Raw genomic sequence first — 21536 nt, forward strand, 5'->3', positions numbered from 1 at the left:
CAAGAGACCTCCTAACTATATCGGGAGGTCTCTTTTTTTATATCCACAACTATATCAGTTGGACACATTTACACTTGAACGCAGAGGCCAGAAATAACCTGAAGAAGCGGAGCTAAAACCTTTCTGCAAGAAAGCTGCTTCGGAAGCATATACTTCGCCTTTATTCGGTGATTGAAAGGTTATTCTGTCATTCGGAGTGGCAAGTGTAAATATTTTTTAGTTCAACATACGTAGATTAATAGGCCGAACATTATAGGGAATTACACATAAGATGTAATAACGGTAGATGAATTAAACACCAAGCAGCGGGGGACCTGTTATGGCAGTGAGAAGGAATGGAAAATCGAATAAAGGTACCAAAAAAACAAATGCCGCAAACACCCTTCTCAATGGCAACCTTAAAGGGAGAAATCTGGAACTTATCGTTGCAGCATTACTAGTAAGTGGGAAGTTAAGAGTGGATGCGGTCACGTTGTTTCGAGAAGCTACACTGGTCGTTGAACTGGTTGGGCAGTATAAAACATTACAAAATATTACACCATCGAATCAAGACAAACTGGTGCAATTCCTCGATGAAATCGGTGGCGATATGACGTTGAATGACGTTATACGGGCTTTCCAACAGAGAATCAATTCCTAAACGCCAAGAAATGAGGTTGAAGTGATGTCTGACTTTGACGGAAATGGGTTCGCTGAGCTACTGATCATTGTCATTCTTGTTGTTTTATTTGTATTTGGTTCTTCCGATATTGACGACCTGACTGATTCTCCTTCTCAATCCTGAATTGGCTAGGTTATTACGATCCATTCATTATGAAATGCATATCTGTAAACGCCAGCCCACAATATGCGAGCTGGCGTTTTTGGATGGCTATAGAAATAGCGGTGAGAATGCAATCCAGGCCAAAATAAGAGTAAGCACAATGCAGACATTCTCTACAACGGCCCCACGCTTGGTCCCTGTACTCATCAGATTCACCCGTATGCGCCACTTGAGCGGTGGTAACGGACGAATACCTCGATTGGTGAGTGAATCGGCCAACAGATGCATCGCATATGCAGTTCCTCCCGCTACCCAGATCTCCGGTCCCTGCTGCTGGGTCGTGCTGTACAACAAGCCCGCCCATATTGCGGTTCCGTACAGGGTATGTGTCAGTCCCCTATGAGTCAGTGTGGTGCAGAGCATTAACAAACTGCCTGCAATCAAGTTCCACGGTGCGAACGCGTGACCATAAAAGACCAGTCCGAGTCCAATCGCAAACATCAACACTTTGCGAAGCGAACGTGAAGGCAGGAATGACACAAGCGCAATGAGGATCGCAAGCAACAGGTTCCATGGTTTGGCATGAACATAGAAGTACACAAATACAGCTGTGGGCAACAGAATCGTCTGTAACAACCTGATCAGACTGTTAGGCAAGGCTCTGGATACCAGCAGCGAATTTGGCTCATCAATGTCAGGCAATAACGAACCAATCAGTGCAACCGTAACTGCCGGCGCTGTCACCGGCATACCGGCCAACTGCAGAACAGAAAGCGACACACCTGTCCCGATAATAAGGTGGGATCTTCCCATCATGATGCAAAAACGTCCTTTCAAAGAAATCGGGAACAATAAGGCCCAGTTCCGATTTTACAACGAAAACAAAATAAGAACAATAGTTCGCATTTCTTATTTGTATGAAAATAAATATAACTTTCTGTGATGGGGCGCACATTATTATATTTATGACTCTTCTATCTTTATTAGTGAATTAAATCACATAAATTGTCGTCAACTACTTGTATAATTTCAAATATAAACCACTAAAATTGTTGGTAATGTACAGCGTCTATCCAAGGAGGCATACACACATGAACGGAAAAAAAGAGAAACTCGTTATCATAGGTAACGGAATGGCAGGAATCAGTACTGTAGAACAAATTTTAAAATTAACATCGCGATTTGATATTACTGTTTTTGGCACAGAGCCCTACCCTAACTACAACCGCATTATGTTGTCTTATGTACTGGAAGGAAGCAAAACACTGGATGACATCGTACTGAACGACCTTCACTGGTATGAAGATTACGGCATTACGCTGCACACAGGCACAACGGTTACACGAATCGATGCCGAGACACACGAAGTTGTGACTGAAGAAGGAACTCGCGTTCCTTATGACAAAATTATCATTGCAACAGGCTCCAACTCCTTCATTCTCCCCGTTCCGGGACATGACAAAGAGGGTGTTGTCGGTTTCCGCGATATCGCCGATTGTAATGTGATGCTCGACGCTGCCAAACAGTACAAAAGAGCGGCCGTTATCGGGGGCGGACTGCTGGGTCTTGAAGCTGCCAAAGGGTTGGTACAACTTGGCATGGAAGTTACCGTAGTGCACTTGATGCAGGATCTGATGGAGCGTCAGCTTGATCCACAAGCTTCAGCCATGTTGAAGGCAGAACTCGAACGTCAGGGTATCCGGTTCAAGATGGGTGCGCAGACTTCCGAACTGCTGGGCGGCAAACGCGTTGAAGGGATACGTTTTGCAGATGATACGGTTCTGAATGTTGATTTTGTGGTCATGGCTGTAGGCATTAAACCCAATACGACTGTAGCCCGCGAAAGCGGTATGGAAGTGAACCGGGGTATTGTCGTGAATGACTATATGCAGACTTCACTTGAGAATGTGTATTCGGTCGGGGAATGTACAGAGCACCGTGGGGTATGTTACGGCCTCGTTGCCCCCTTGTTCGAACAAGGCATGATTCTCGCGAAACATATCTGCGGTGTAGAGACCGCTCCATATGAAGGTTCTGTAGTATCTACGAAATTGAAAATTTCGGGTGTAGACGTCTTTTCAACTGGTGAATTCATCGACAGTCCAGAGCACACCGTCATTTCGCACAAAGATGACTGGAAACGGACTTACAAAAAAATTCTGCTTCGTGATAATAAAATGGTCGGCGCTGTTCTCTTCGGTGACATTACGGATTCTGCCGAATTGCAGAAACTGATCAAACAACAGACCGAAATGACCGAGGAATTGTACGGTTCACTCATGGGTACAGGCTGCGGCGGTCATAAGAAAGCAACTTCTGTTGAAACGATGCCCGAGGACGAGATCGTCTGTGGATGTAACGGGGTCACCAAAGGAACCATTGTTGATGTAATTACAAACCAGGGCCTTACCACTGTAGATGAAATCAAAGCCTGTACCGGTGCAACACGCTCTTGCGGTGGATGTAAACCGGTTGTGGAACAGATTCTGCAATATGTGCTGGGAGACGGCTTCAGCAGTGGAGCCAAACAGGGAATATGCGGATGTACTTCCATGGGACGGGATGAGATTGTAGCTGAGATTCGTGCAAAAGGATTACAAACGACCAAAGAGGTCATGAATGTACTGGGTTGGAGTCAACCTGAAGGTTGTTCCAAATGTCGTCCGGCGATCAACTACTACCTTGGCATGATTGCACCAGACACACACGAAGATGAGAAAGAATCCCGTTTTGTTAACGAACGTATGAACGCGAATATTCAAAAGGATGGAACGTATACGGTTGTACCTCGGATGTACGGCGGGGTGACTACACCAGCGGACCTCAAACGCATCGCTGACGTTTCAGTCAAATATGATGTGAAAGCAGTCAAAGTTACCGGCGGTCAGCGTCTTGACTTGATTGGTGTCAAAAAAGAAGACCTGACTAAAGTCTGGGCTGAACTGGATATGCCTTCAGGTTATGCATACGCCAAATCGCTGCGCACGGTCAAAACATGTGTCGGCTCCCAATTCTGCCGATTCGGTACACAGGATTCCATGGCTATGGGTGCTCGCATTGAACGGAAATTCGAACGTCTGGATCTGCCTGCCAAGTTCAAATACGCTGTCAATGGCTGTCCACGGAACTGTGCAGAGGCATGTACAAAAGATATCGGTATCGTTGGTAACGACGGCGGCTGGGAAATCTTTATCGGTGGTAACGGCGGTATTAAAGCAAGACTTGCTGATTCCCTGTGCAAAGTGAAAACAGATGAAGAGTTGATTGAACTGTGCGGAGCCATCATGCAATATTACCGCGAAACAGGTAACTATCTGGAGCGGACTTCCGAGTGGGTGGAACGTATGGGTCTGGAGCATATTCGTTCGGTTGTCGTGGATAATCTTGAGGAACGCAAAGCGTTGATGCAACGGATTGAATTCGCACTTGAGCATGTGGAAGAACCTTGGCAAAAAGCGATTCGCAATGAGGAAGGCCAAAGCAAAATGTTCCACGGCATCGAAGTATCGGCTCGTCCATAAGTAAGCTCGCAAGATTAATACTGCCGGAATGTTAAATATAGATAAGGAGTGGTTTTAGATGACGACAAAACAATCAGGCACCTACTTCCCTGCCGGAGTAGTTGAAGAATTCCTGCCACGAATCGGAAGAGTAGTTGAGATTAAGGACCATCAGCTTGCTGTCTTTCGTGCATCGGATGGCACCATCTTCGCTGCGGATAATCACAATCCCCACCCTAAGGGTGGACCGCTGGCTGAAGGCATCGTGTCCGGGCATTATCTGTACGATCCGCTGTATGATTGGAAAATTGACCTGACTACCGGTCTTGTGCAAGCACCAGACAATGGTCAAGTACAGATGTATCCGGTGAAGGTAGAGAACGGCCAGGTCTGGATCGAAATATAGCTCCATTGAAACGTTCAAAGATTGATGCAAAATAATGGGGGAAACCGTGATGTATACACCAAGTGTTGAGGGAATTATTGAAGCTGCGGTTAAAAAACGGGATCAAATGAACGCAAGCCTGCCACGTTATATGGTTGCTGCCTTGATGGCTGGTGCCTATGTAGGGCTTGGCATCGTTCTGATCTTCAGTATTGGTGCTCCGCTTCTTGCGGCACAGTCACCACTGCAAACCATGTTGATGGGCATGTCCTTCGGACTCGCCCTCACGCTGGTCATCTTTGCCGGATCGGAACTGTTCACAGGTAACAATATGTTCTTTACCATGAGTACACTGGCAGGCCGGACCACAGTTAAAGATACACTGAAAAACTGGGGACTCGTCTTCCTCGGCAATTTGCTAGGTGCGATCCTGCTCAGCCTGCTTATTGTAGGCAGCGGCCTGTTCAAAACGGCTGCGCCCGAACATCTGTTATTCGTCGCTTCTGCCAAAAAGATGGCCGCTCCCGTATCGGAGTTGTTCTTCCGCGGCATTCTCTGTAACTGGCTCGTCTGTCTGGCGATCTGGATGGCTGCTCGCACAAAAGAGGATATCGCCAAAATCGCTCTCATCTGGTGGTGTCTGTACGCCTTTATTGCAAGTGGGTATGAGCACAGTGTTGCCAATATGACTTTGCTGTCCTTGTCCTGGCTGTTGCCAAACCACCCGGATACCATTACTCTGGCAGGCTGGTTTCATAACATGATCCCGGTGACGCTTGGTAATATCATCGGCGGTGCCCTCTTTGTCGGAATGGCTTACTGGTATACTTCATCAGTACGCAAAAAAGCGTAACTCTTTATCCAACTGCATTTCCGTACGATAGATAGCAGAACATTTACACAACTAAAGCCACGATGGATGCCGAACTCACGTTCAGTCATACATGGTGGCTTTTTGGCTTCGTTTTACATTCAATGTATACATCGTTAATCCCAGGTTAATATAACTAGAGTATAGTCAGTGTAGGCGACTACTCAAAATTACAAAGGATGATCTCTACTATGGGAATTCATACGTACTTCCGATCATTGAATGATCTTGAACGCATTATTCGAACTCCTGGCAAATTCAAGTTCGAAGAACATTGTGTATCCGCCCATTCCTGGAAAGTAGTTCAGTACGCCAAAACCTTGGCCGATATTGAAGAGCAGCAAGGCGTGAACATAGATTGGAAGAAGCTATACGAGATCACCAGCAGCCATGATTATGGCGAAATCTTCATCGGTGATATCAAAACGCCAGTCAAGCATTCTTCACTCGAACTTCGTTCCATGCTTCAGCAAGTGGAAGAAGGTATGGTTGAACATTTTATTAACGAAAATATCCCGGAAGAGTTCAAAGAAATTTTCCGCAGACAGCTCCGAGAAGGCAAAGATCAATCTGTCGAAGGACTGATTCTGGAAGTCGCAGACAAGATGGATCAAGTGTACGAAGCCTTTGCCGAACTGCAACGGGGTAATACGGAGAAAGAATTTATCGTCATGTACCGTTACGCACTCGTCAAGATCAAAAACATCGATCTCCACTGTGTCCGCTATTTCCTCAATCACATCCTGCCTGATATCATCGAAGAAGGTATTCGATCCCCGTTCGATATTCGCAAAATAACCGAAGAAGCTTTACTGCAATAAATTAGCTCAAGCCATCTGGATTCCCATTATCCATGGACAGGGCTTTTTTTCGTTCCAGTGACTGTTGGCGATACTCGCTTGGATATAGGCCTGTTTTGTTTTTGAAAATCCGGCTGAAATAGTGGGAATCACTATACCCTACCGCTCCACCAATGGTCTTGATATCCATATTCTCGTGCGTGACGAGCATACGCTTTGCTTCATTAATCCGCAAACCTGTCATATATTTCAGCGGAGTCTCACCCGTCACTTTCTTAAAACACTTTCCCAGATAGTCCACACTAAAATGCATCTGTCCCGCCATGTCCTGGAGTGTAATCTCATGCATGTAATTCTGCTTCAAATACAACTTAACGGCCTCTGCGATATCCTCCGGCTTCACCTGCTCGTCCAGCACGGCACTGACGTGGGCAAGTGAATCCACAGCGCTCCCAAGCTTCAATTCCATCGCATCCAGCAGTGTCCGAAGCTGTTCTTCCGATAATGGTTTGAGCAGATAATCCTCCACCTTGTAACTGATTGCCTGCCGTGCATATTCGAATTCATGATAACCACTCAGAATGACAATTTTCACATGTGGATAGGCAAAATACAGATGTTTGGCGAGTTCCAATCCATTCATTACCGGCATCTGTATATCAGTTACAACCAGATCAGGTACGGAATGTTCAATGAGCTGTAACGCTTCCTGACCGTTCCGCGCTTCACCAATCACCTCGAACCGGGTGTCCAGCTCTCTGAATTTGCGCGAGACATTCCTGCGAATCAGGGCTTCATCTTCCACAATAATCGTTCTGTATTTGATTGTCATGGTTCAGTCATGCTCCTTTCGAATGGAACCACCTATGGTAATCTGGACACCGCCGGAAGGCTTGTTCGTAATCTGCATGTGGGCTGCCGTGCCATACCATAATTTCAATCGGACCCATATATTCTTGAGTCCCATGCCGTTAATTTCAAGGTCAGGCATACGCTCCCACTCCTGTGACTGTTCGATGTAATGCATGATCTTGGCAAGTGCTTCGGGTTCCATGCCAGGCCCGTTGTCTTCCACATGGATCTGCCAGGTCTTCTGTACCGCATCCATATCTCCAGTAATATTCAGTCTCCATGGAGGGGTATCACCCAGTCCATATTTCATGGCATTTTCGAGTAATGGTTGTACCATCAGCATAGGAACCTGGATATACTTCATCTCATCCGAAATATGGAACTCGTAGTGTAGATCATCCTCAAACCTAATCTTCATACACTCCAGATATCGCTCACAATAATCCAATTCTTGAGACAGGGGAACCCCATTCTTTCCCGGAGTAGAAATATAACGCAGCATAGACGCAATATTGGTGCAGAACGCGACAATCTGCTCATTCATGCCTTCTTCCGCCATGATGCTAATATTTGTGATGTTGTTATAGAGAAAATGCGGGTTCATCTGGGATTGGAGTGCCAGTAATCTCGCTTCTGTCTCCTGAGATTTCATCGCCAGCCTGTCCTGAAACGATTGCACAAGCTGTTGATTCAGCCGGATAAACGTATCATTCAGCTCATCCATCTCCCGAATAGAACCGGGATGCTCCAGCTTGAACAACTGACCCGAATCCTGACCCGATACCAGATCATTCTCACCCGTTTTCTGAATAATACGCTGCAAACGATGTAGCGGCAAAGTAACCCGTTTGGAGATGAGATACGAGAGAACCAGAATCAACATGAGAGTAGCTAACGTGGCACCGATAAACATCACAGCCATCCGGTTGAGACTCGCGAAAAGGGACTGCTTGGACTGCATGACAACAACGGTCCATCCCGTCTCCTGTGACGTCATGTACGTCATCATTTGTTTGGAATGATTCAAAGGATCGGTGATCTCCTGCATCGTATCAGGCGGAAATGAAAGATTTTGAATCAAGTCCACATCATCGAAATGGCCTGCTTGAGAAGCACCGGCATCCGAAGAAAGTGGATACAACCGTGTATTTTGTTCATCCACTACATAGATCCGGAGATCGTTGTTATTCGCCTGCAATTCATTCAAATGCTGGAACAGGGTTCCGGCATCCTGCAAAATCTCAACGACGCCTTGGCTGACATAATTTCCATCTTTGTATACACGGGTAAGCGAAATGTAAGGTTGATCTGATTTTCCTTCGCCGGTCGGCATGGGCAAGGCTCCGCCCTCTAACAATTGGATCACTCGCCAGCCACTCCGCTCCCAGGTTTCCTTGTACCACGGTCGCTGAGTCAGGTCTACCGACAGTTGACCGTTGAATGCACCCGCTCCCAACATCTTGCCGTTCACGTCATAGATATTGGCCTGCTTGGCTGTATTGGAGCTGCTGATGATCGCGAGAATGACATCAATTAGTGTGGTTGTATCCTTATACAATGCCGGATCACTCGTCATTGTCTGCTCGCTATCCTCCGCTGGTGCCAAGTAGTGACTGAAGTGTTCTTTGACCAGATTGGAGTACACGATATTCATGGAGAAGTTGTTCATTTTCACCACTTCCTGATCCAGATTACTGACGATTGATACCCCCAGTTGTCTCTGTTGTTCTTCACTTCGCTGACGAATGTCACTTGCGAGAAAAACATACAGAAGCCCCGCCACAATCAGCGAAAAGATAATAAATACCGCAGAGTAATAGGCAAACAGACTTTGCTGAAGCGTTCCAAATCGATATCGCAATCCCCTCACACCTCGTCCTATGATGATATCAGTCACACCATTCGAAAATGTCCACCCAACAGAACGCTTTTGTCTATTGAGCACATCCTTTGTTCACAGTAAAGTTATCCACATAAGAATACGCTTACATTAAGCGTTTCGGCAAGTGACAATTTTCTTTATATTTCGGGAGGTTCAATGATGAGAAAACGATTTCTATTTTCGCTTGCAAGTGTGCTCCTGCTCTCCACCCTGCTGCTTGCCGGGTGCAACTCAGGTAAAAGTACGGAAGGTTCGGGTAAGGTGACACTCACGTTTGGAACAAGCCAATCCGGTATTCCGCGTACAGGCATCATGCAGACGATGGCCAAGGAATATGAGCAGGAAACCGGTGTCAAAATTGACTTCCAAGTCGTCCCTGACGCACAGTGGCGTGACCTGATCAAGGTGAAGCTGGCCTCTGGCGAAGCACCTGACATTTTCAATGTCGATGTGGACCCACTGAGCATGCCGGCTAACGTAAGACCGGAGGAAAATGCCATTGACCTGACCAATGAGGAATTTACAGGTCGGATGTCTGAAGAGATTTTGCCAACCGTCAGTCACAATGACAAGGTGTACGGGGTTTCTTTTGCGCCAACGAAAATCTGGTATGTGTACTATAACAAACGTATCTTCCAAGAGCTCGGCATAGAGCCTCCTACATCCTATGCCGAATTCAAGGCAATCAGCCAGAAAATTATGGATAAAGACATTATTCCGTTCTATCAAGCACCTGCCAGCGGGTGGTATCAGGTTCTGCCTTTGTTCGAAACGGGACCTAACTATGAGCAAACAACAGCGGGAACCTACGAGAAATTAAACAACAATGAGATGAAAGTCGCAGATATGACGCAACTCAAGACGGTCATTGAACAGTTGAAAGAATTTGCGGATCTAGGTTATTTCGGCAAAGACTTCTTGTCCAATACGGTAGAAGCGGGAATTGAAGCGTTTGGTCAGGAGAAAGCAGCGATGTTGCTGCGGGTTCCAGGGACGGAAAAGGAAGTCTCCGAAGCGTATCCTGCAATGAAAGACAACATGGGGTTCTTCGTCATGCCGTGGGGAGATAATCAGACGATTGGTGTGAATCCCGGCGGTTCAGCTGCCATGTTTGGTAACAAAAACAGTAAACATCCCGAAGAAGTGCTGAAATTCTTCCGCTGGATTACTGAGCATGATCATCTGCAACGTGTGTTCGACGAAGGTGAAGGTAATCTGACGATCTGCTGGCCGGAAATCGAACCAAAGCTGACACAGGACTATATTGATTATGAGAAAAAACATGAAAAAGGTACGGTCATGCAGGCCGCTGTGAAATATATTGATCCACAATGGATGGATATTGGTAAAGACTTGTCGGGCATGTTCGCTGGAGCCATGACACCGGATCAGATTCTGCAAAACATTGATAAACGCCGTGCTGAACAAGCCAAAGTGCTTAAAGATGAGAAGTGGCAGTAATAGCGCATATTGTAGATAAACATAAATGCTGAACAGCGTTACATGCAGCGGGCATTTGCCCGCTCATGTATTTTGTTTTGGCAGGAAGGAAAGGTGTTACCGGTTATGAATGCAAACAAAATATATCCCTGGTACTTCTCATCTGGAGCGATTGTATTATATCTGTTGTTCATCGTTGCTCCCGCCCTGCTGGGCATCTATTATTCCTTCACCGACTGGAACAGTTATAGTTCGGAGAAGAACTTTATCGGTCTGGAGCATTTCCGTACCATATTGGCGGGTGATCCGACCTATCTTCTTTTTATCAAAAACACAGTCCTGTTCACCCTCGTGACATCCATCGCCAAGACCGTTCTGGGCTTATTTCTGGCTCTACTCCTAGTTAGCGGTGTAAAGGCCGCCAATCTGCACCGGATGATCATCTTCTCGCCGCAAGTGCTGTCGTTTCTCATTGTTGGGCTTGTGTTCAAAAGTCTGCTCGATCCCAACAACGGGTTCGTGAACGTGACCCTGCGTTCCATGGGACTGGATGTTCTCGCCCAGAACTGGCTGGGTTCCCTAACCTGGGCCATGCCATCCATTATGGCGGTGGACACGTGGAAAGGCATGGGGTACATCATGGTGCTGTTCATCGCCGGACTGCTCGCCATCCCCCGGGATTATTACGAGGCAGCGTCCATTGACGGCGCCGGGTTTGGGCAAAAGCTGTTCCGGATCACGATTCCGATGCTGATGCCTACGATTACCATTGCCACGGTGCTCAATATTACGTATGGGCTGAGAGTATTCGATGCCGTATACGTGTTAACCAACGGTGGCCCCGGTAACGCAACAGATGTGATTAACACGGCGGTCTATTCCTCTTTTGCCAAAGGGTATTGGGGACTCGGAAGTGCGCTATCTACCATTCTGTTTGTCATCATGGCGATCATCTCCTTTTTCATCATTCGTTTGATGAACCGAAAGGTGGAATACTAACATGCGATTGAGAAAAAGATTGGCTTCCACCGGGTTAAATGCTCTCGCCTGGCTGCTCAGCCTGGTGGTCCTGATTCCTTTTGTCGTCATTGTACTGAATTCATTTAAGTCGGACGCCGAGGCCAAAGTGCTTAAACTCACGTTGCCCGAGAAGTTTATTTTCGAAAATTACAAAATTGTCTATGAACAGGGACATTTGGGCGGTTCCTTTTTCAACAGTCTGCTGCATTCCGGGGCCTCCTCCCTGCTATTGGTGTTTGTTGTGGCCTTCTCGGCCTTCACGTTATCCCGTAATCACTCGAAGCTCAGCAAGTTCCTTTACTTCTTCCTGATTCTTGGTATTACCCTTCCACTCAACTACATTCCACTGATGGAAGTCATGAAGTCCATGGGTATGATCAATTCACATGTCGGCATGATTCTGCTTTACACCGCCATGGGGATTCCAATCTCGCTGTTCATTACGTATGCGTTTGTGTCTAACATCCCGAAGGAGCTGGATGAAGCCGCGATCATGGACGGATGTAATGGGATCAAGCTGTTCCTGAGAATCATTGTACCTTTGTTAACCTCGGTGCTGGTAACGGTATTTGTTCTTAATTTCCTGAGTGTCTGGAATGAGTTTACTGCCCCACTCTATATGCTGAATACAGTGGAGATGTGGCCGATGACGCTGGCTGTATATAACTTCTTCGGACAATTCAGTGCCCAGTGGAATCTGGTCAGTGCCGATATCGTGCTCACGTCATTGCCTGTGTTGATTGTGTTCCTCATCGGGCAAAAGTATATTGTAGGAGGACTAACTTCAGGGGCGGTTAAAGGGTAAGCTCCACCGACAATCCAAATACACAAACGCATCTTGTCTAAGTACATCTGCTGACTCCTCAGCACAAAAAGCCCTTGTCTGCTCATCGTGTGAATAACTTCTTCGTACAGAAGAAGTATCACACGCTGCTGCGGACAAGGGCTCACGCTGTTGGATTCGAATTAATCGTGCGCCAACCCGCCAACATCGGATGGAGCCGTTATATCTGGGCTCTGCTCCAGAGATTTGATCATTTTCAAACGGGATGTGATTATTGCGATCAGAATAACAAACAGACCCGCGATGATAAACAGAAAGGCAATACCTCTGCCTGGCCCAGTTCCAATAATTTGACCAACAGACGAAGCCAGTGCTCCCCCTTCCATCAGCAACGGATTAAACACATGGTCGGCCAGAAATCCAGCCAAACTGTACGCGATAATAAACCCGAGTTGTGACAGAATACCAATGATTCCCCATACCCTGCCCTGCTTTTCGTTGGCGATATTGTTTCGCACCAGCACATCTGCGCTCATATTGACAAACGGCAGCGATGACAGGAACAGAAAACCTGCGAAGATAATAAAATAAATGTTGGTGGATATCCCCAGAAGCGAAAAGGACAAACCGCACAAAATCAGACCCATCACAAGCACACTTGCGTATCTCTTTGTTATTGTAAATATGCCGATGCACAAGCTGCTAATGAGCATGCCGATGGCACTTACAGACTGAAACGTTCCAAGTGTCTTTGCATCCGTGAATGACAGAAGCATCGGACCAATGAGTGTCTCCAGGAATCCCAGATAAAAGGTGACAAGTGAAATAATCACCACCAGCAACAGCACTCCCTTGTTGGTTACAACTTCTCTCCAGCCCTCTTGAATATCGGTGATCCAGTTTTTTCCTTCTCGATCCTCTCGCTCCACCTTCATGCTCTTCCGAATAACCAGCACAGCCAGAATGGCAACCAGGAATGTCAGAATATTAATGACCAGAATGACTTCAATGGTTGTTATACTAAGCAGAATGCCCGCAATGATGGGTGAAAACAGAAACTTCGAGGATTCAGCCAGTTGTACAAGACCGCTTCCTTTTGAGAATTGATCCTTATCCAGCAGGTCCGTAGCAGAGGCCTTGTATGCCGGGCTCTGCAACGCGGAAAACACCGAACTAAAGGCCACTCCCACATAGATATGCCATAATTGGATATCACCTGTGAGCATAATCGACAGAATGAAAATCAAACCGGCTGCCGACCCCAGGTCGCCGATAATCATCATCGTTCGACGGTCGAATCGGTCTGCCAATACCCCTCCAATAGGTCGAAGCAGGATATTCGGCAAAAACGTGAATAAGGTAATCAACGCAACACTTGTTGCTGTATTCGTTTTTTCGAAGGCATACACCCCCAGGGAGAAGGCTGTAAGTCCAATCCCAATCATGGAGATGAGCTGACCGAACCATACTACCAGAAACTTTCTAAATGATTTTTGAACGGTATGTTCCATGGATGATACTCCTTTCTCGGCTAACCTTGATTCGGAAAATAAAGACGAGTGACGTAGGCGAAGCTTCCTTTTTCTGCTCCCAGCACACGTTCCATAATATGCGTGAATGCTTCAACCTTTTTTTGGAGTTCTTCCTCCTCCCATTGAAAGATGCCTCGATCCAGCAAAAATTGTGACGATACGAGCAGGAATTCGATGGATTCCTTTGGGTTAGGTGTATGAAATACCCCCTCCTGAATGCCCTGCTCTACCACCTCGGCCAAGATGGGACTTAATCGAATTACCGTCTCTACAAGACTCTTTTGGTGCATCTCCACATTATGAACACTGTGCAATTGCTCGATGAGATCATGTTTTCTGCCGTCAGGCTGATTCTGCGCCATCATGATGCGAAAAATTTTGTCATGGGCGTTCAGTTTGGGGTCGGACACCACGTGTCTGGCTGATGCCTCCCCGCTCAGAATAAAACGCATAACGATGGCGTTCATGACCTCTTCCTTGGACTGAAAATAATAATAAAATGTACCCTTGGCAATGTTGCACGCCTGAAGGATATCCATGACCGTAGCTTTGGTGTACCCCTTTGTTATGAACAGAATCTCGGCGGCATCCAAAATCTCGTTCCTTCGTTCTTCCGGATTTTTTATCAATCTCATACCCTGGCCTCCGATACGTTCGACCGACTGTCGGTCTATTGTAGTCATGGAGTTCTTTTTTTAGAACCCCATTTCAGTCAACCATTGCGCCAAATGGCTTTCCCTTGTTTTTAGATCCTGACGCTCTCTTGCATATTTTCCAATATTCCTGTCTGCAACAAGCTTACCGTCCATCATAAACAGTACACGTTCCGATCTGGCAGCGACTTTCACATCATGGGTCACCAGCAGAATGGTTGTACCCGTTGCATTAATATCGCCCAGAATATCCATGATCTCATACGTTGATTTGGAATTCAGTGCCCCCGTTGGTTCATCGCCGAATAAAATATCTGGATTATTGATCAGCGCACGGCAGATGGCAATCCGTTGAAGCTGTCCGCCTGAAGCTTGGGTGATGTTATGCCCAGCAAGCTCATCAATCCCCATTTTTTTCATTAATGACATTGCCCGTGTATTAATCGTTTCTCTGCTGCTATTCTTGGCCAGATACGCGGAAAGTACGATATTGTCTAATAGATTCAGATTCTTGAGCAGATGAATATTTTGAAAGATGAATCCCATCTTGGTCAAACGTAGACTTGCCAGATCCCTCTCCTCAAATGCCGATATTTTTTTGCCATTAAAATAGACACTTCCAGCACTAATCTGATCCATACCACTTATGTTGTACAGTAAGGTAGACTTGCCTGAGCCAGATGGCCCCATGATGGAAACAAATTCTCCCTTTTTTAATTGAAGGTTGATATCTTTCAAGATGTTATGTTCTTCATTCTCGCCGATCGCTACGGATTTATTCACGTCTTTAGCCTCAAGTATAGTTGTCATCGTTGATCCTCCCTATTCGACAATCATTTTGGATATGCTCGTTTCCTTGATCGATTGGATGCTTATCCATGCTGTTAGTACAATCGTTCCTGCAAGTAACAATGGACACAAAACATATGCCTGTAACGGGTTAACAACAAAAACAATATTGGAAGCACCAAACGTCGACATAATGGCACTAACCAGCAACGGACCCAACGTATTGGACAATATCGTTCCAGTAACAACCCCTAAGATTAATATGACAAGTGACATCACGACATACTTGAACTTGATTTTAGACAAGGCAAACCCGAGACTTCTTAGTACAGCAATGTCGTTGTTGTCCTTGGCTACTAACATCTGAAGGAACAGTGCTGTAATTAAAATAGATATGAAGACACCGATGACCAAGGCCAACATCGTCACCAATTTCAATTGTTGGATGGTTCCGCCTAACGTCTGATCCAGATAACCTTGAAGATCGGTTACTTTGGCTGGCGAGAAAGCCGCCTCATATTCAGCAATTTTGGTAGCCATGTCCCCGCGATTATTCAGATCCAAACTGACCACATACCACAACACGCTATCCTTGTTGTAAGGCAATAGGGCTTTCGCCGTTTTCCCACCATTCGTAACGTCCTGGTATATTCCGCTGACCGTCATCATCTGGTCCTTGCCATTAACGAGCAAGGTAAGTTGCTCACCAGTCTTCAGGCGCAGCTCGCTACTGTTTGCATCAGATAACGCAATTTCATTCTCGGTTGTTGGCGCATTACCGCTAACATAAGACAATGGGAAAATACTGAAATCCCCAGTTTCTACACTCAGATTGTCGTAACTTCCTTCCGCATTTTTAATTTTGAACTGGCTTGTTACCAATGGGGAATACGTTTTGATGTCTTTATCATTTTGGATCTGGGCAACCAGATTGTCATAACGCTGCTCCACATCGTCTGTGTGCCTCAAGTCAATGCGAATATCACTCTGTCCAACACCCATATAAGATATAAAACTTGGCGCCTGCAAAGTGTTCAGGAAGTTGACCGGCACAATCATGATAAATGAACTGACTACAAACACGAACAACAATAATCGGAACATCTTGATTCGCTGTATGACTTCCTTCAGACCAAGAAAGACAGGTACAGAAGACCAGCGATTGCGGGACAAACTAAGCCGGTTTCGAATGATCTGTGTATCTCCCAGGCTCCCGGTACGGAGAGCATCCACTGCGGAGATGGAACGAAAACGTCGCAGTACCGTTCGACAGAACAGAACAACCATGGTAAATATGATTCCAGCGGCTAATAACGGAATCGCGAAATGCAACAGGGTTGCAGGTGCTTTTCCCATATACAACATGATGTTGGAAACAAATAATCTGTTAACGCCAAGTGATGCAATGTAACCAAGTACGGATGCAAATCCGGCCATAAATACATACTTCATCAGATACAGTCTCTTAATATCCTTCTCTGCGATCCCAATCGCTTTCATGACACTAATCTCACGATAATCCTCTTCGATGGTCGCAAGCATCGTGAATCGGATGCAAAGCATCGCGATCAGAATCAGCACAAGACTGACCAAAATAATAACGGCTGCAATAACTCCGTCGGTCATGGCATTCAATACCTGAAACAGCCCATAGGTAACGACTGGACCCGCGTTGGGAAGTCCGGCATTTTGGTAAGCTTGGGTAAATTCACTCGTCATTCCGGGATCATTCAACCGGAATTCAATGAGATACTCCATCTCTCCGACGCTCTGCTTCAGTTCCTGCAAATTCCCTGCACTCACGATAAAACGTTTGGAGTGCACAACTGATGGATTCATCTGAGCATCACGGACAAAATCAACGATGGTGTAAGAACGCTCAAATTGACCATTATCGATCCGAACCTGGTCGCCCACGCTCAATTTTTTTTGTTGCATGTAATATACCGGAACCGCGATCTCGCCATCGTTCACCTGAATAATCTCACTGTCCAAATTCAACAAATAGTCGAAACCCTGATTCTGTGTAACAAAGTCAATGTCCATAACGCTGTTCTTTTCGGACTCTGCTCCGAGAAACAGATTAGAGCCGTCAATGTTGACCATTTCCACAATCTGATGCTGCTGGACCATGGCATTTTCTTCAGCCCATGTATTCACTTTGGCCTGATCGAGTTCTCCGGCATGCATTTGCACAAAGTGTGGTGTTTTGGATTCAGAAAATAGATATTGGATGGAACTCGTCAGTTCCATAATCATTCGTGACCCCGAAGATACCAGCAAGGCGGCGAGCAGTACAAAAATAAATAACGCAGCCGTAATCCCTTTTTTTCTCGTTATATCGTTTCTCAGCATTCGTAGCAGCATAAACGAACATGGCTCCTCTCATCTACAAGTTGTTCCTATTTATCTGGAGTCATAAAGCTTGTCAGACAATGCGCCACCGTTGAAGGTTGATGCATCATGAACATGTGAGCACCCTCTTTGATGGTTTGAAGCTTCATGGATGTGTCAAAATATCGGCCCCATCTCAACGCTGATTGAAGGGTAACGGTACGATCCCGTTCTCCCCACAGATACAACACCGGCAATGAGAGCGGCTCATATTCAAGCGTTGCTGCAGATTCCAGCATCCTGAAATCCGCCCGGATGACGGGCAGAAAATAATTCAACAATTCTTTTTCATGTATCAGTTCTTGCGGAAGAGCTTCATAGGAAAAGAGATGATCAATCAGATTTTCGTCTGACATCCGATCATAATTCTGCATCCCGCATTCGTCAGGCGTGTTGCAGGCAGATAACACAAGCCGTAGCGTTTTAGCTACATCTGGACGCTCCTGACATAAGCGCTGCGCAACGAAGTAGGCTGTAATCCCTCCCAGACTATGTCCAAATAACAGACTGCCGGGCTGTATAACATCCAGCAGCTTGCTGGTATACAGTTCTACGAGTTGCTGCATATGCTCCAGGGGTGTTTCGGTGTTCAGACCATGACCCGGGGGCGTAAACGCCCAAATTTCCGTGTCATGAAGGTACGGCACTAGGGGCTGAAAACTGTTGGAGTTGCCACCGAGATAAGGAAAACAGACCATTTGTCTGTTTCCCTCCCCCTTTTGTAGCTGCTCCAAATAGATCGGTTCCATCACTTATCCACCACCATAATCAGGCTTACTTTCTTTCCAGAACATATGCAGGGAATGTCTGAAGTGAAGTATCCACATTTTTACGCTTGAAGATGACATGTATGACAATAGCCGATATTACAAAAAAGAAAAATTGCATAATCTGAACTTGCGGATTAAAGTAGTACAAATCAATTTGACTTCCTGTAGCTACAAGCCAGAATGCAAGCAGATAAAACAGAAGTGTACCTTTGGTTGCATTGAAGATATAACTTTGGAACACGATAAATGCCATAAGCTGAACAACGTAGTATATGTAAGTGGTTGAGGTGCCAAAAGAGGAAATCAAGTACCCCGGAAGCACCCATAATCCGAACAACAGACCGGTAAGCAGACCACTTGTTATATTACTTTTTAACTTCCCTTGCAAAAATGGAAGCAAAAATCCGATCCAGCCAAACAGCCCACCAATCAGCCCCGTCTCCTTGATCAGATTCACAATCCCCAACCAGATCATTTCAGGTACACTATATGTCAACTCAGGGACCGGTATGCCGAATAACAAGGAACCAAAGTGCATTGTTGAGGCAAAGATGATGGAAATTCCAATAATGAGCGGTATCCAGAACAGATCCTGTCTGCGCGGAACCAGCTTCATAAACATTCCTTTTAATGCTTCTGTGCCGCCCATCACATAACATGTAATTAATCCGGCAATGGAAGGTGAATACAGAGCAACGATTGCAAGTGGATGCATCAAGGTTAACTCACCTGTTATGGGTACAATAAAATCCGCAAAGAACATGAACAAACTTGCGATTCCATAACATGTGCCAAAGGAAATTCCCAAAAACAAATACATATATTTGTTGGACGGGCTGGTTGCCGGACTTGTGACTGGACGAATGGATGCCTGATTAGCTGTAATCATAGTGCCGCCTCCTTCTCAGTCAACTTTCTCTCAATAAGATCATGCAAACGGTTAATCGTGCAGAAATTAGCCAAATCCAGATCTTCATTTGCGATCTCAATCTGGAATCTACGCTCTACAAAGTCCACCAAACGCATCGCAAAGAGCGAATTGACGAACCGCTGCTCAAAATAATTGTCATTATCATTAATTTGAGTGTCCTCATGATCCATGGTGAGGTTGTTCCCGATAAACTCCCGAATTTCCTGACGATAATCCACTGCCCTTCCCCCTTGTTATTGATGTTGCCCCTCGGGCACTAAAACCTGAATGTAATCTGGAAACTCTACAGCCTGCTGCAAATCATGATAAAACAGTACTCTTCCTTCCTGATCTGCAGATTGCTGCTTGAAACCGGCAAAGTGATAGCTGATATTCATCATCCGGTTCCTTCCGGTGTCCCTGAAGTCCGCAAGCATCTGTTTGCCCTGCTTCTGAGCTTCACGCATGATATACGTTAGCAGTACACTCCCTGCTCCCCTGGACATCACTCTGCAAGACATCAGAAGCATGTTTAGCCGCCATACTTTCTGCTTCATGTGAATAAGTGCAAGCCCAATTTTGCCATACGTCCCGTATTTGTCTTCGAGTTCACACACCAATAACATATGGTCCTGCGAGGTCATCAGTTGATGCAGCTCCTCGTAACTGTAGGTAATTCCCGTTGCATTTAGTTGATTGGTGCGAACGGTAAGTTCCTCAGCACGTTGAAGATCATCCTCAGTAGCCTCGTAGATGGAAAATTTCATGCCGAGCGTAGCCAGAAATTGTTCTGAAGGTCCTTCATACTGTTCCTCAGCCTGTTTACGGAGTGTATCCGCCTGATACATCTGCCTTCTGCACGCAGAGTCGGCTGTAATGAATCGAGGCATCAGCCTTGGGTCATCAAGCATGGCTTCATATTGATCCGCATGAAGTACCTGGATGTCTGCATGTACACTTTGCACTTCTTCCAGTTCGTAAGGTTGATCATCCACAAACAGAATGGCATCCATACCGATATTAATGTTCTGCTGAATCCGCTGAACAGAGACGGACTTCGCATCCCAATGGATTTCGGGATACAGAAAATATTCGGCGATGCCCAGTTCGTTTAGTTTCGCCCAAGCCAGCTCTGCATCATTTTTACTGGCAACAGAATGCAAAATACCTCGCTGGTCCAGTTTTTCAATCACCTCCTTTAAGCCCGGCTTCAGTTGCACATCTGCAGATTCAAGCAAAACTCCATCCCATATGGTGTGATCCAGATCCCAAACGATGCATTTGATATCCTTGAGCTTTTCCATGGTCATGCCACCCTTCATCTTAGTAGGCATAGAATCCTTGACCCGTCTTACGCCCCCACTGTCCTGCATCAACCATTTTCTGCAACATCGGACAGCATCGGAATTTGGGGTCCTGATAGCTGTCGTACAATACTTTCAATGAATGCACGACCGTATCCAGACCAATCAGATCCGCCGTCTCCAGCGGCCCCATCTGATAATTGAAGCCCTTCTTCATAATGGCGTCCACCTGCTCGGGTGTAGCGATCCCATCCTGCACAATGTACGCCGCTTCATTCATTAACAAGTGCGAGAGGCGATTAGAGACAAACCCAGGCAAATCCTCTATGACAACTGGACTTTTATCAAGAGTTTCCAAAAACGCTACCATCTCATGTTCCGTACCCTGCGTTGTATGATGTCCTTTGATCACCTCCACCATGGATTTAACAGGAACCGGATTCATCAGATGCACCCCAATGACTCGACCTGGGTCAGGCAAAAATGAAGCGAGCTTTGTCACGGAAATACAGCTTGTATTTAGCGCAAATAAAGCATCTGGACGAGCCGTGTGGTATAGTCGTGCGTAAACTTCCTTTTTCAACTCCAGATTCTCAGTTACATTTTCAATAATGATACTTGCCTCTTCCACACCTTCATCTTGTGTCTGGAACGAAATTCGTTCCATGATCTGATCCAGTGGCACCTGACCGTACCCTTGCTTCAGGAAGCAAGCTGAACGATATTCACGACGTATAACATCAGGAGCGTGTTCGATGACCGACGCCGAAATATCCTGCAAAATCACACGATAGCCAGCCCTCGCGACATCCAGTGCTGTGGCGCATCCCATCACCCCTGCGCCAATGATTGCAATGAGTCGATTATGCATACCTAATCACCTCCTT

Annotated in this window: 20 protein-coding genes; 8 read left to right on the forward strand and 12 right to left on the reverse strand. The window is 46.0% G+C overall.

Features of this window, described 5'->3' with window-relative positions; translation table 11 throughout:
- Positions 1-319 precede the first annotated feature (319 nt).
- A complete protein-coding gene (locus tag J2X75_RS13480; RefSeq protein ID WP_124115949.1) occupies positions 320-640 on the forward strand; it encodes a hypothetical protein in 321 nt (106 codons plus the stop codon).
- Positions 641-871: 231 nt separating this feature from the next.
- Here J2X75_RS13480 and J2X75_RS13485 read toward each other — a convergent pair whose 3' ends face one another.
- Positions 872-1579 (reverse strand): metal-dependent hydrolase, encoded by a 708-nt coding sequence (locus tag J2X75_RS13485; protein WP_036615169.1) that lies wholly within the window; start codon positions 1577-1579, stop codon positions 872-874.
- Positions 1580-1854: 275 nt separating this feature from the next.
- On the opposite strand from J2X75_RS13485, the gene nirB reads away from it, so the two are divergent.
- The 4 genes from nirB (at position 1855) to J2X75_RS13505 (ending at position 6340) form a co-directional block, all read left to right on the forward strand.
- Positions 1855-4284, forward strand: a complete 2430-nt coding sequence (nirB, locus tag J2X75_RS13490) for a nitrite reductase large subunit NirB (RefSeq protein ID WP_310337163.1) — start codon at positions 1855-1857, stop codon at positions 4282-4284.
- A 58-nt stretch (positions 4285-4342) separates the two neighbouring features.
- Positions 4343-4669, forward strand: coding sequence for a nitrite reductase small subunit NirD (gene nirD / locus J2X75_RS13495; protein ID WP_091028331.1), 327 nt, complete (start codon positions 4343-4345; stop codon positions 4667-4669).
- A 49-nt stretch (positions 4670-4718) separates the two neighbouring features.
- A complete protein-coding gene (locus J2X75_RS13500; RefSeq protein ID WP_124115946.1) occupies positions 4719-5501 on the forward strand; it encodes a formate/nitrite transporter family protein in 783 nt (260 codons plus the stop codon).
- A 209-nt stretch (positions 5502-5710) separates the two neighbouring features.
- A complete protein-coding gene (locus tag J2X75_RS13505) occupies positions 5711-6340 on the forward strand; it encodes a YfbR-like 5'-deoxynucleotidase (protein WP_124115945.1) in 630 nt (209 codons plus the stop codon).
- A 1-nt stretch (position 6341) separates the two neighbouring features.
- Here J2X75_RS13505 and J2X75_RS13510 read toward each other — a convergent pair whose 3' ends face one another.
- Entirely contained in the window at positions 6342-7151 is an 810-nt protein-coding gene (locus tag J2X75_RS13510) for a response regulator transcription factor (protein ID WP_124115944.1), read from the reverse strand.
- Positions 7152-7154: 3 nt separating this feature from the next.
- A complete protein-coding gene (locus tag J2X75_RS13515; RefSeq protein WP_310337166.1) occupies positions 7155-9032 on the reverse strand; it encodes a cache domain-containing sensor histidine kinase in 1878 nt (625 codons plus the stop codon).
- Between the two features lie 177 nt (positions 9033-9209).
- Here J2X75_RS13515 and J2X75_RS13520 point away from each other — a divergent pair, with 177 nt between their 5' ends.
- The 3 genes from J2X75_RS13520 to J2X75_RS13530 all read left to right on the forward strand — a co-directional run bounded on the left by J2X75_RS13520 (position 9210) and on the right by J2X75_RS13530 (position 12318).
- Positions 9210-10514 carry an ABC transporter substrate-binding protein gene (locus J2X75_RS13520; protein ID WP_310337167.1) on the forward strand — a complete coding sequence of 435 codons (1305 nt, stop codon included), beginning with the start codon at positions 9210-9212 and terminating at the stop codon, positions 10512-10514.
- A gap of 105 nt (positions 10515-10619) precedes the next feature.
- Positions 10620-11492: a carbohydrate ABC transporter permease gene (locus J2X75_RS13525; protein ID WP_017687164.1), complete on the forward strand. Its 873-nt coding sequence runs from the start codon at positions 10620-10622 to the stop codon at positions 11490-11492.
- Between the two features lies 1 nt (position 11493).
- The gene (locus J2X75_RS13530; protein WP_310337168.1) at positions 11494-12318 is read left to right on the forward strand and encodes a carbohydrate ABC transporter permease; all 825 of its coding nucleotides are present in this window, start codon (positions 11494-11496) and stop codon (positions 12316-12318) included.
- A 161-nt stretch (positions 12319-12479) separates the two neighbouring features.
- Here J2X75_RS13530 and J2X75_RS13535 read toward each other — a convergent pair whose 3' ends face one another.
- Genes J2X75_RS13535 through J2X75_RS13575 form a run of 9 tightly spaced genes read right to left on the reverse strand, consistent with a single transcriptional unit; the run spans position 12480 to position 21520 of the window.
- The gene (locus J2X75_RS13535) at positions 12480-13808 is read right to left on the reverse strand and encodes an MFS transporter (RefSeq protein ID WP_124115940.1); all 1329 of its coding nucleotides are present in this window, start codon (positions 13806-13808) and stop codon (positions 12480-12482) included.
- 20 nt (positions 13809-13828) lie between these two features.
- The gene (locus tag J2X75_RS13540; protein WP_124115939.1) at positions 13829-14464 is read right to left on the reverse strand and encodes a TetR/AcrR family transcriptional regulator; all 636 of its coding nucleotides are present in this window, start codon (positions 14462-14464) and stop codon (positions 13829-13831) included.
- A gap of 60 nt (positions 14465-14524) precedes the next feature.
- Positions 14525-15292, reverse strand: coding sequence for an ABC transporter ATP-binding protein (locus J2X75_RS13545; protein WP_047843824.1), 768 nt, complete (start codon positions 15290-15292; stop codon positions 14525-14527).
- A 12-nt stretch (positions 15293-15304) separates the two neighbouring features.
- Positions 15305-17638 (reverse strand): ABC transporter permease, encoded by a 2334-nt coding sequence (locus J2X75_RS13550; protein ID WP_310337170.1) that lies wholly within the window; start codon positions 17636-17638, stop codon positions 15305-15307.
- A 35-nt stretch (positions 17639-17673) separates the two neighbouring features.
- Positions 17674-18414 carry a thioesterase II family protein gene (locus J2X75_RS13555; protein WP_310337172.1) on the reverse strand — a complete coding sequence of 247 codons (741 nt, stop codon included), beginning with the start codon at positions 18412-18414 and terminating at the stop codon, positions 17674-17676.
- A gap of 25 nt (positions 18415-18439) precedes the next feature.
- A complete protein-coding gene (locus J2X75_RS13560; protein WP_190945037.1) occupies positions 18440-19324 on the reverse strand; it encodes a hypothetical protein in 885 nt (294 codons plus the stop codon).
- Positions 19321-19584, reverse strand: coding sequence for an acyl carrier protein (locus J2X75_RS13565; RefSeq protein WP_017687156.1), 264 nt, complete (start codon positions 19582-19584; stop codon positions 19321-19323). The genes J2X75_RS13560 and J2X75_RS13565 overlap by 4 nt, the downstream gene beginning before the upstream one ends.
- 15 nt (positions 19585-19599) lie before the next feature.
- The gene (locus J2X75_RS13570) at positions 19600-20649 is read right to left on the reverse strand and encodes an HAD-IIIC family phosphatase (RefSeq protein ID WP_310337173.1); all 1050 of its coding nucleotides are present in this window, start codon (positions 20647-20649) and stop codon (positions 19600-19602) included.
- 19 nt (positions 20650-20668) lie between these two features.
- On the reverse strand, positions 20669-21520 hold the full coding sequence (locus J2X75_RS13575; protein WP_091013879.1) for a 3-hydroxyacyl-CoA dehydrogenase family protein: 852 nt from the start codon (positions 21518-21520) through the stop codon (positions 20669-20671).
- Positions 21521-21536 lie beyond the last annotated feature (16 nt).

This window comes from Paenibacillus sp. 2003 (genome assembly GCF_031455635.1).
In the GTDB taxonomy this organism is placed as follows: domain Bacteria; phylum Bacillota; class Bacilli; order Paenibacillales; family Paenibacillaceae; genus Paenibacillus; species Paenibacillus amylolyticus_B.